At 35.6% G+C, this 11964-nt stretch carries 7 protein-coding genes; all 7 read right to left on the bottom strand.

Annotation, left to right across the window (positions count from 1 at the left end; all coding sequences use genetic code 11):
• Positions 1-44 precede the first annotated feature (44 nt).
• The 7 genes from LKL37_RS19690 to tssR all read right to left on the bottom strand — a co-directional run bounded on the left by LKL37_RS19690 (position 45) and on the right by tssR (position 11936).
• On the bottom strand, positions 45-2543 hold the full coding sequence (locus tag LKL37_RS19690) for an ATP-dependent Clp protease ATP-binding subunit (RefSeq protein WP_431612139.1): 2499 nt from the start codon (positions 2541-2543) through the stop codon (positions 45-47).
• A gap of 261 nt (positions 2544-2804) precedes the next feature.
• Positions 2805-3476 (bottom strand): hypothetical protein, encoded by a 672-nt coding sequence (locus LKL37_RS19685; RefSeq protein ID WP_431612138.1) that lies wholly within the window; start codon positions 3474-3476, stop codon positions 2805-2807.
• A 69-nt stretch (positions 3477-3545) separates the two neighbouring features.
• Positions 3546-4721 carry a hypothetical protein gene (locus LKL37_RS19680; RefSeq protein ID WP_431612137.1) on the bottom strand — a complete coding sequence of 392 codons (1176 nt, stop codon included), beginning with the start codon at positions 4719-4721 and terminating at the stop codon, positions 3546-3548.
• A gap of 70 nt (positions 4722-4791) precedes the next feature.
• Positions 4792-6639, bottom strand: coding sequence for a hypothetical protein (locus LKL37_RS19675; protein WP_431612136.1), 1848 nt, complete (start codon positions 6637-6639; stop codon positions 4792-4794).
• 9 nt (positions 6640-6648) lie between these two features.
• The gene (locus LKL37_RS19670) at positions 6649-8577 is read right to left on the bottom strand and encodes a type VI secretion system Vgr family protein (RefSeq protein WP_431612135.1); all 1929 of its coding nucleotides are present in this window, start codon (positions 8575-8577) and stop codon (positions 6649-6651) included.
• 172 nt (positions 8578-8749) lie between these two features.
• On the bottom strand, positions 8750-9157 hold the full coding sequence (tssD, locus tag LKL37_RS19665; protein WP_431612134.1) for a type VI secretion system tube protein TssD: 408 nt from the start codon (positions 9155-9157) through the stop codon (positions 8750-8752).
• Between the two features lie 373 nt (positions 9158-9530).
• Complete coding sequence (tssR, locus tag LKL37_RS19660) at positions 9531-11936, bottom strand: type VI secretion system protein TssR domain-containing protein (protein ID WP_431612133.1); 2406 nt, start codon at positions 11934-11936, stop codon at positions 9531-9533.
• Positions 11937-11964 lie beyond the last annotated feature (28 nt).

Here is an 11964-nt window from a genome sequence, read left to right as displayed (position 1 = left end):
AAGACAAAAAAGCTGTTTCGCAAATTTGTCTTTCTGCTTCATCATTAATCTACTTTCCAGTTTATTTTATCTTCTTCATTATTCCAATCTACATGAATGGTCTGGCCGGATTTTACTTCTTCTCTAACGATCATTTTGGAGATGGGTCTTGCAAGCTGTGCACGGATTACTCCTGAGATCTGTCTTGCTCCATACTTACTGCTAAATCCTCCTAATGCGAGATTTCTTACGGCATCATCACTGATTTTCAGGGCAATTCCTAATCTGGTCAATGAAGTATGAAGTGATTTCAACTGAATATTAAAGATTCTTTCTGCAATGGATTCTGTGATCGGTGCAAAAGGAATAATTTCTGTAATTCTCGCTAAGAACTCTGGTCTGAATCGTCCTGAATTTGACATAATCTGCATCAATGAAGATGATTCCGGAATTTTCCCTTCTTCAAACTGTTTTACAATTTCTTCACTTCCAATGTTGGATGTAAAAAGGATTAAGGCGTTGCTGAAATCTCCTTCTTTACCCAGTTTATCATGAACTTTTCCTTCGTCCATGATTTGCAGGAATACGTCAAAAACGGAATGGTGGGCTTTTTCAATTTCGTCAAAAAGAACAACGGTATAAGGCTGTTGTCTGATTTTATTGACAAGCATACCTCCTTCTTCGTATCCTACGTATCCCGGAGGCGCTCCGTATAGCAGAGCTGCTGAATGTTCTTCTTTAAATTCTGACATATCAAAGCGTACCATCGCCTTTTCATCATTGAAAAGTAATTCCGCCATTGATTTTGCCAGCTCTGTTTTTCCTGTTCCGGTAGGTCCCAGAAGGAAGAAAGATCCGATGGGCTGTCCTGGCTTATTCAATCCGCTTCGGTTTTCAACAATAGCATCGGAAAGGATTTTTAATGCGTGATCCTGCCCTACTACTCTGTTCAATAACAGTGATTCCATATTCAGGAGTTTTTCTTTTTCCTGGGCCTGAATTTTACCAATCGGGATATTCGTTTTAGCGGCCATTACAGCTGCCAGTTCCAATCTGTCTACTTTTTCTCTTTTCTTCGCGGCATGCTGCAGAAGCTCTTCATAAGTATCTTCAATAATTTTCTGAATCTGATCTACCGGCATAGAATTGTCTATTGCAGGCTGCTCACTCAATGAACCCCATAGAATCGGACTTATTCTATCTCTTAGCAGGTTGTAAGTCCAGATAAGCTCATCGGCTTTATCCTTACTGTCTGCGAATTCTTCCGTTAAGATAGCATTGTAGCTTTCTTTCCAGCTGCCCAGTTCTTTTTCTGACAACTCATCAAGCATTTTGATAGCAGCCATTGTTCTGTCTAATAGATCAATAGCGGCATCCGGTAATTTTTTACCCTTTGCATATCTTTTTGCCAGACGTACACATTCGGGAAGGGAAGTTTTTTCTACTTCAATCCCGTGGTGTTTTTTGTAGCCATCAAGAAGGACATCAATCATTTTCACACAGGTTTTTTCATCCGGTTCAAGAACTGTTAGAACTTCAAAACGACGGTTGAACGCCTGTTCCGGTTCTATAATTTTTCTGTATTCTTCCTGAGTTGTGGCTCCGATTACGGTAATTTCACCTCTGGCAAGCTCTGGTTTCAGAAGATTGGCAACGTTTCCGATGCTTCCTTTCGGATCTAAAAGGGTATGAATTTCGTCAATGAAAAGAATGGCTTTTTCAATTTTCTTGCATTCATTGATTACTTTTTTCAGTCGGTCTTCAATTTCACCTTTATAAGAAGTTCCTGCTAATAGAGCTCCGGTATCCAGTTCTAAAAGAGTCCCGTTTTTAAGCATTTCAGGGACGTTTCCTTTAATGATTTCTGTAGCAAATCCTTCGACCAAAGCCGTTTTTCCAACTCCGGGTTCCCCAATGATGATGACATTGGGTTTGCTTCTTCGGCAAAGAATTTCAACCAGCATTCTTAGTTCTTTGTCTCTACCGATAATATTTTCAATTTCACCCTTTCTTGCCTGTGCTGTTCTGTCTACACAATAGCTTTTAATGGAAGGAAATGAATTGTCTGAATAGTCTGAACCGTTATTTGAAAATAATGATGAAAAATCGCCATCTTCTGAAACGGTAAAGGGTGTGTCTTTTCTGTACAGGTTAAAAATTTCATGTTCTCTCAACGGAAGTGACTTCAGCTGCTGAAGCGAAAATACAACCTGTGGTTTTACGATAGCTGTAAGAATACAGATGGGTGTAATCTCATCCAATCCTAATTTTAAACGGATATCATCAGCTTCTTCAATTAAAGTATCTATGGCGTCATCCTGCCCTACTTCATCGGGAAGGTGGTTTGTTTTTGGATATTCTTCAATGCGGACATCTGCCCATTCGTAGAAATAGCCGGGATCTTTATCTATACTTTTCAGAAATTCATTGAGTCCGATATCTTTATGCATCAGAGCCTGCAGAATGTGCGGCCCTCCATAAGTTCCATTATAGTTTTCTTTCGCTATCGACTGAGCGATGTGAAATAGCTGCTTTACGGTTTCGTTGGTTACTAGTACTCCCATTTATAATTTTCTTATATTAATATATTTGCGTTCTGTTGTATGTGATTCAGATTTGATGGTATTGATCTGTTTTTTCCTCTCTATTTTCAGAGAATCAAAAATCTTTCTTTTTGTGTAGCTAAATTTAAATATTTTATTCTAAACGAGATAAAGATAGTTAATTCTTCAAATAGAGAAGTAATAACGGTATTTTTTTGTTTTTAAGCACGATTCGTATATTACAATTTCATAACAAATTGCTGTTCTAAATTCTGTTTTCCTTTAAATATTCAAAAAATATAGTAAAATCAAACTGAACCATTGAAGTCCTATGTAGATATAGAATAACATGGCTGAAGGTTCTGCCAGTTCGTATAATTTCTCAATCAGGGTCTTTTTAATAATTTCTGAGAAGTCTGCGTTTTCATCTCCCAGATTCAGTTCATCAAATTTTATTTTGCCGAGGGCATAGCCTATTATTTTTTTGAGTATTTTGTTTTCTGAACTGTTTTTAAACTCATTCAATAGCTTTACTTTAGCTATTGCAAAATCTGCACTTGTTCTGATTACTGTTGGCTGTTTCGCTTTAAATACAGAGATTACTTTATCAATAAAAGGTACTACAATTGTTTTGGAATGATCCTGAAGCAGTTTATTAATGACTACGGACATTGCATATTTTGTAGCAAAAGCAAACGTAAAAAACGGAGCAATAATAATCAGCAGGTAGAAAAGGCTTGCTGAAAGAGGTTTAGCAGTAATAGTGGTTATCAAAAATCCTCCTGCACCACTGTGCCCTAAAGACGGTCCCAGCTTTTCTGATAAGATATAGATTCCCAGGACGAGTACAATAATGGTGGAAATGGCTCCAATAGCATAAATTTTCAATATATTGATGATGAAGACTGCAGACAGTTTGGAAAGGTATTTCAGATGATCAGTGATTTTGTTCATGAATGTTTCGAGGTTACTTAGTTTTCAGGAATATCTTTTGTGAAAAAAACAGTTTTTTGATTAATTATTTTAATAGTAAAACACCTGTGTTTCTGTTATATTTTTTTGAATATTATTAATTTCTTTATGAATTATCTTTCCATTATCGTCTAACTTAAATTTTATATTTTCTGCATTGGTAAGTACTTTATTTACTTCAGTTTTTCCATTTTTAAACTGGTTGGAAAAATTGTATGTATTGACTTCTACACTAATTGCATCAGACCTGTATTGATATTTTTTTTCGAATCCTGATAGTGGGGTTTCAGATCCATCTTTAAATTTTTGCCAGCCTATTTTTTTTTGTTCATCAAGACTTATTGGAGTCCATTTTTTATCTACAAGCACTGAGGCATTTACAATAGTATAATCATACTTTTTTTCTTCCGTAACCTGCTCTTTATTATAATTATATGTTGTTTTCGTAAAATGATTTACCCATTTTTTGACATCAGATTTATCTGAAATTCCATAATACTCCACAATATTTGTGAGTTTATTAGCTGAGTCATATTGAAATTCAATAACATGATTTTCGTCTTCAGTATATTTTTTTACGATCTGTCCTTTATTATTGTATTGATAAAGTAATGTATAGGCTTCATCTTTTACTATTTTATCATTGGGTGCTATTTCTTTTTCCTTGATATCTTCTTTCAGAATATTACCATTTTTATCATAAGAAAATTCTCTTGCAGATTTTAGATTTTTATAATCTTTCTTTTGCGAAATAAGTCTTCCATTTTCATCATAAATATTCTCCACCAATACTTTATCAACCATTTTATCTTCCAATATCTGCAATAACTGCCCGTATTTATTATATTTATAGAGGTATTTATTTTTAGCATCCGGGAGATTTTTTTCGATACTTTTAATCAGTCCAAGCTCATTAAATTCTACAAGTGTAAAGAAATCTCCTCCTGCAGTTCCGCTTTTTCCAATGGGATATTTATAAAAAGTAGAATACTTCTTGGGAGAGAAGTATTTGGAGTGATTGATCTCCAGCAAATCATCAGTATTGAACATATCTGAATTTCTTACATCAAAAATATGTGATTCTAAATCAACTTTTGCGTAGATTTCATGTTTTTTGCCGGGTGAATAAAATACCATCTGACCTCCTTGTTTCTCATAAGCACTCTTATGATCTGGGTACAGCTCATTTGCATTAAACTTTTCAACTTCTTTATTGTATTCCTGCATATTTTGACTATTTGAATGACAACTTATTATAATACCAGCAAAAACCAGCATCTTAAAGATTATTGACTTCTTATTTTTCAGTTTCATTTTTTTTCGATTTATCTATTGCTTTCATATCATCTGTGTCTTTATGAATTCTGTCCCACTGCCACTTCCAAAAAGTGATCAATACATCTCCATAAATATAGTCCATTACATTTTCTGTTGTACCTTTTTTAAATAAATGTCCTGCTTTTACTGCATCTTCCAAAAAGCCTGCAAGTTTTGTTGATCCCATATCAGGAAAAGAGTGAGCCAAACCTAAAGAGTGTGCTACTTCATGAGGAATCGTTATCCAGTCTTTCTTTGCCATAATAGCAGGTCCTACGATTACATTATCAGCACTTGCAAATATGCTTTCAGATTTACCAAATAAATCATCAATATCGAAAGGAACAAAAAATACGATTGTATCTTCATAATCCGAATTATTTTTACGGTATATTTCTTCTAAATAATTCTGAACATATCCTGCATTTCCTTTATCAGAAAATATTCCGTCTTCCATCAATTCCCAAGTTGATCCATTTTTTTTCAAATACAAATCATCATCCATATCATCAAAATCTACCTCCAAGTATTCATCCTTATCTATTATAAAATGACTTAATGTCTGGGCAAAAGTATCTTTAATTTTTTGCTCATAAGTTTTCAGAAATGAGCTGCTGAATTTGGTCTCCAATGTATTAAATTCATAAGCATTCAGCTCTTGATTTATTTTTAATCTTGCCTTATTCTGAACATCAATTTTAAGGAGAGCTTCTTTTTTCTCTGCAATTTTTCTTAATAATGTTTCTTCACTGCTACTGAACCAACCTGTTTTGCCACTTTGTACCTCAGCTAATTCTGTTTCAAGTTCAGTTTTTTGTTTCTCTAGCTTCTGCCGCTTTTTAATGATATCATTATTTTCAAAATAATCAGATGTGGTTCCAGGATTCCTTTTTGACAAATAGATTTTCTCATCATATCCATCCACTTTGATCCAACCTTTAAAGTGGACTTTTACATAACGAACATTCAAATCATATTCAATACTGTTATTATATACATTAAGCACTCCCATCAATTCACCTGCAGTGATATAAATGGTTTGCATTGAATTCACCTCTTTCCCTTCAGCAATATCTTCTTTCCGTTGTTTTTCTTCTGCTTTTTCTTCTTCAGATTTTTTATGAAATGTAATGATTATACATGTGCTTTCCTTGATATAATCTAGAAATGTTATTTTAATATTTTTAGTAAACTGCTTTGGAGTACTTTCTGAAATCTCAAAGCTGGGACTGCCTTCATCAGTAAATTCTATTTCTATTCCTTCATCTTTACTACCTATTTCTATCCTCCCTTCCACAGGTTCTTCGATATTAAAAAAAACATCAAGTTCATAGCTTTTACTGCTCTCTGATTCATCTTTTGCAAAACCAGAAAACCAAGGCACATAATATGGTTTGCCATTTATGTTTAAACCTGACTTCTCATTGTTTCCTCCTGCATTTATATACCCAAACTCTCCCAGAGAGATATATTTTGAATGGGGAGCATATTCTTTTTTAAGACTGTCAACCCCATCTAATACCAGACTTTCATAATTAAGCGGCTCAGTATAAGTTGTCTCATAGTTTTCTCCAGCATACCAATCAAAACCAAAGTCTGGTTTATTAGCATAATTGCTTTTTCTTCGAAAAATGGCCAGCCCTTTTATTGAGTTTTTAACTTTTCTTTCATCGCCCGGAGGATTGGCATAAGTAACACCTCCCTGATCTCCTTTTTGTTTAACAAATTTTGAAGCAAAATTACTTATAAAGTTTCCGGCATTATTTTCAATCTCCTGGGTTGATAGCTCAGAGATCTTTCCGCCTGCTATTTCTGTGATATTTCCCATGTTATCAGATTAATAGTTAGCTCCTTTTTCTCCGCTATTATTTTTAACTTCTTTCTGGGCATTATGATGAATATTACCTTCAGCAGAAATTACCTCAATGTCTTTACTTGCATTTCTTTTTACATTTGTAGATTCAGAAGATATGTCTCCTTTTGCTACTTTTAAAATATTGGCTGCCATTAAAGAGTAATCCAATACAGCGTTCTGCATCATCATTCCTCCGGCGGTACTCATATGATTTACTCCCGCTCCTTCTGTAATGTTGAGTCCAGCTGTAGAAGTAATATTTTCTGAAGCATTTATATTTATATTTTTTGCATTGATGTTGATCGTTTCCGGTGCTGTGATATTAATATTACTTCCTGTGGTATCCAGATGAATTTCATTACCGCTCTTATCTGTAATAATAATGCTTTCATCTTCTGTGAAAACAATTCTGTGGCCACTTCTTGTTTGAATGGATTTTACACGGTTGTCCGCTCCTCCGCCAAGACCAATCCCACCATGAAACATTCCTCCCATCACGAAAGGTCTGTCCGGATGGCTGTGTACGAAATTAACCATCACCTGATCTCCTATTTCAGGAATGGCTACATAGCCACGGTTTTGAGTAATCTGATCTGTTCCCCCGGCATCAGGACTCATTACTCTTACAAAATGCGTGGTATCATTCATCTGCCAGTCGAATCTCACCTGAACTCTTCCCTGATCTTCCGGATCTGTATTAGAAATTACAGTTGCGATCTGTGGCTGTGCTGATGGTATAGTAAATTCAGGTTTGGGAAGAAAACCTGTGTCTGCGGCAATGGATTCAAAAGTTCCGGTATAATGTCCGATGGTATCAATTTCGTGAACAGCTTCTGTTATCATTACCTTCGTAAAATAGGACGTTTCATTGCTATCCGGTTTTCTCATATGAATATCAACAATACATCCCGGATGCAGAAAAGGAACGCTTGTAGATCCGGAAACTGAAAACACATTGACTGCTTCACTTCCTGAAGTACTTCTTTGCGAATGCTCTACATCCAGATGAGTAGTAGCTTTAATCGGAGCCATTTGAAGGGCTGGAGTTTTATATATTTTATCGTTATGACTGTATGATGTACGGGCAAGATCACTTAAATGATTTACCGGAGTTTCTCCTGAAGTCAGTTTTTCATTTTTACTGCTGTTGTAGCCATAATATTGAGGTTTTGTATGTACAGCTTTCAGTTCTACTCTAACATTATCTGCATTGCTTCCGTACAGCAGTTTTATAGGCTTATTCTGTGGCGGAAGCTTCCCGAAATGCAATACTTCACCATCATAATAAAATTGCTCTCCATACGCTTCTGCCATTCTCGCCAGATAATTGTAATGGGTTTCGTTATATTGGCTGCTGTAAATAATTTGTGAATAATCATTCGTATCTACTCTTATATCGAATCTGTCTTTATCAATTCCCTGTTTGATTACTTCTTCAGCAATAATTCCCATATTAACAGGTTGTCCACCCCCAAAGCTTTGGATATGTGGAGCTCCATCCAGTAAAATGGTCGGACTGTATCCGGAAAGTACAATATTTCCAAGGCTCATTTTTTCCTGACTGAATCCTACTTTCGTAATGATTCCCACAAAATTTCTCTCAGGACTTTTCTCAATATCCTTATAAGAAATGACAGCCGTCAGCCGTTTTCCTAAAAACTTATTAGCGTCTTCAAGGGTATGGGTCTGTCTGTCTCCCAATGCATCGTGAGCGAGGATAAGACTGAATTCGTGATGATGACTAGCTTTTTGTTTAAGAGTAAAATGTTTATAGTACTTAATAATTTTTCCCTCCACAACCAGTGACAACTTTACCAGCCGATTGATTCCTGCATGATGATTTTCGGATATTCCGTCTGCATTCTGTGACGGACGGAAGGAAGATCCTCTTGTCTGTGATTCGGTTTTCATATACTTTGTGTTTGTGTTTAGTTTTAAAGATAACAATATTTTACATAACAGACATTATATAAATAGGTTATAGAATAAAATTCTCATGTATAGTTTTTTATCCAGGCAAAAAAAGACCGCCTTAAATAGGGACAGTCTTTTTTCTTATGAATGTTGATAATGTGTATAAATTTTAGGTGGACGGCCAAAGTCCTGCAAACTGAGAAGTACCGTAGTCGATGGTTTCCGCACTTATTACGAAACTGATCAGCATACTGTCGCTATCAATGGCATCAAAATCAACCTGATGCTGAATTACATATCCGTTCTGCCAGTTCAAAGTAATCAATGTTCCTTCTTCGTGAGACTTATTGAATGTAATTTCTCCTACTGTTGGCTTGTATTTACCATTTAGCAAGCTTTCCAGAATATCAGATTTTTCAGTCGCTTCTACTGTAACCTTGATGAGTGCGTTAGAAGGATCTGATGCTACACGTCCGGAAACGTCTGTAGATCTGGATACGCTGTAATTCATCTTTAACAGCTTTTGCCCTTCACCATTGTTGAATTTTAAGATTCCTCTTGAATTTCTTTCTGCCATGATTAGTAAATTTAATCGTTAGTAATATTTTGTGATTCAGTGATTGTACAGCAAATATAGAGGCTCTTTTCCGCTAAAAAAAACTTTTCAATACAAATCTGAGAAATTGTAGTAGTTCTACGACTTCTTGTCGTAATTCTACTATAATAGATTTATATACCTTTCCGTAAAGCCCATCAAAACAACATTTTAAATTAAATCCCATTTTTAAGATAAAAAATAATTTTACACTGCAAGGAGAAATAAACAGAGTTTAGGGTTTAAAAATTCAAAGTTTAAGGTTTAAAATTGATTAATATATGCAGCCTCACTTTACAGCACAAAAAAAGCAGAAGTGTGTACTTCTGCTTTTTAATATTATAAAAAAGAATTTTTAATGCTTTGTATATTCCGGTTGTTCTGTCGGAATTCTTGATGGCGTAAAGTATTCATTCAGCCAGTAGAAAGTCTGCCCGTTCTGCTGAATCTTTACAGCAGGATTGTTTCTGTTGGCAAGCAATCTGTCTGCTAAATTTTTATAGTGATGGAAATAATTCTTCACCGTTTCATTAGGAACGACTTTTGATTTTTTCCAGCCTTTCAGTTTATATTTTGCCATTAATTCTTCTTCAGAAAGGTCAAATCCTGTACTCATCCCAATAGCGTAAGACATTGGTAATTCATAAAGAGCTCCTTTATCCAAGAATTTTATTGTCGGATTATATTTCTTCAGCAGCTTCACATACTCTTTCACTGCTCTTGCCTGATTAAAGTCCGGACGATCCGCCTGAGTATTTCTGTAAACTTCAGTATAGAAAGCTTTCAGATTATCATATTCAGATTCAGAAATAAGGATTCCTTTTTCTATTCCCGGAGTAAATTCTTTCAGATCTTTTGGAATATATCCTTTTACAAGGAACGGGCTTCCGTAATTGATCAGCTGAGCTGCAATTCCCGCAGAAACCGGATTGGTAAGTCCCGGATACAGATATTTATATTTCAAATCAACATCTGTTCTTCCTGCTCCTACTGAAGAATGGAAATATTCATTCAGTGATTTATCAACAGTCTGATTGTCTAAAGTAACCTGGGCAATAAGACTGTCCACAGATTTTTTCAGGAACCCAGGAGTGGTAATATCGCCTTTCTTAGGGAAAATAACGAATCCCTGAGACATACTCTGCTTAGGATAAGCCAATGAGAAGAATCCTTCATCGCCCTCTACTAAGCTGAAATTATTCTTAGTCAGAACATCATTTTGGTTGATGATCTTTTGTTTTTTAAGTTCTGCAATGTTTTTGGCTGTATTGGTAACAATATTTTCTGCCATCAATACATAATCATTATAGTTATCAGATGATCTTGCACTGGTCTGGAACATGATCAGTCTTGCCTGAGCCTGCGTCAGCGAGCTGATTACACTGTACATATTCCCGCTCTGACTGGCAGAGGTACCTACTGTTACTACGATATTGGTTTCATCTGCAACGTTTGAAAGAAGGTTTCCGGCTGCAGTAAGAGCCTCTCCTACCGGCTGGTAACCGTTATTGCTTGCACAGTTCATTTCATTCGTTTTCTGATCAATAAACGTAGTGATCTTGCTGTAGTCTGCACTTAAGTTGGACACAGAAACATTATTCCCGCAAGGATTGTTTTTGTATAAAACCACACCATATTTAACATTGCTAAAATAAGATGGCTTTTCGAATCTAAGCTGAAGGTCCTGTAGTAATGATTTTACGATAGGTGCATAAGGTGCATTGGCAGAACTTACGTCTAATGCAAAAACAATATTGATATTTTTATCTCTTTCTGTGATTTCTCTGTAACGGTCAAAATAAATTGGTTCACCTAAAACATTGGATACAAAGTTTTTGCTGTAATCTAAAATGTTGGTAAAATATTTTGTCTTGGTATCCAGAGTAGGTGTTTCTTCTAATGGAAGATTTACAGGGAAAATATTCTCTAGAGGTGTTCTTTTGTTGACCTCAGTGAGAAGGATAGCTGTTTTATTTTCTGCATCTGACGCAGATCCTCCCGGATGTCCTTCATGGATTCCTAAAGCAGAATCATTGATTCCTGTAGTATTTTTCAGTTTGATAGCAGAACGCTCTCCCCAGCTGGAAATTACGTTAGAACTTACCCATCCGTAAAGTCCTTTGCCAATGCTGTCTATATCAATTGAAGGTTTTTTACCTACTAAGAATCGTTTGTTATTTTCTGCCTGTTTGTAGACATATACAATTTGTCCGTTTGGAATCTTTACATTGGCTGCTTCGATAAGACTCGGTGAATTGAACACCATGATAGAGTCATTTTTGTAATATCTTTCAGCACTTCTGATCACTTCACTGTTATTAGGCACTACAGCTACTCTTACAGGATACCCTGTTTTTTCGCTTTTCAGGGCATTGTTCCAAAGAAGAAGATCAGATTCCGGAATCCATCCGTATGTTTTGATTGATTTTGACGAAACTTTTTTCATTAAAGCATCAGGTACATATTCTGCTACTTTTACCATTCCGTCTCTATGTTTTAAAACCATTAAAGGTTCAAGGAATTTCACTTCTTTGTAAGATTTCTCGTCATCTTTATCCAAATAAGCCGTATTTCTGGATCTGTCTGAGATAACGATCCATGGAACTGACTTTTTAGGGTAACCGTTAACGACAGGGGAAGCGTCCACCTGCCCATACTGTGATGGCTCCGGGGTTTTCTTTGACGGCAGTTTTACCTGGCAACTCGTCAATAATACTGATAACCCTATATAATATGCTGCTAGAGGAAATTTATTTTTCATCCTATTTTATCTTTAATGATTGGCGCAT

It is taken from the genome of Chryseobacterium sp. 'Rf worker isolate 10', assembly GCF_050753305.1.
Classification (GTDB): domain Bacteria; phylum Bacteroidota; class Bacteroidia; order Flavobacteriales; family Weeksellaceae; genus Chryseobacterium.
Note: the sequence above shows the minus strand (reverse complement) of the source record. Positions and strands in the feature narration are given on the sequence as shown.

What these genes read in the sequence shown, in the direction of transcription:
- LKL37_RS19690 (WP_431612139.1), bottom strand. Translation starts at nt 2,543, where the DNA reads ATGGGAGTACTAGTAACCAACGAAACCGTAAAGCAGCTATTTCACATC.
- LKL37_RS19685 (WP_431612138.1), bottom strand. Translation starts at nt 3,476, where the DNA reads ATGAACAAAATCACTGATCATCTGAAATACCTTTCCAAACTGTCTGCA.
- LKL37_RS19680 (WP_431612137.1), bottom strand. Translation starts at nt 4,721, where the DNA reads ATGCAGGAATACAATAAAGAAGTTGAAAAGTTTAATGCAAATGAGCTG.
- LKL37_RS19675 (WP_431612136.1), bottom strand. Translation starts at nt 6,639, where the DNA reads ATGGGAAATATCACAGAAATAGCAGGCGGAAAGATCTCTGAGCTATCA.
- LKL37_RS19670 (WP_431612135.1), bottom strand. Translation starts at nt 8,577, where the DNA reads ATGAAAACCGAATCACAGACAAGAGGATCTTCCTTCCGTCCGTCACAG.
- tssD (WP_431612134.1), bottom strand. Translation starts at nt 9,157, where the DNA reads ATGGCAGAAAGAAATTCAAGAGGAATCTTAAAATTCAACAATGGTGAA.
- tssR (WP_431612133.1), bottom strand. Translation starts at nt 11,936, where the DNA reads ATGAAAAATAAATTTCCTCTAGCAGCATATTATATAGGGTTATCAGTA.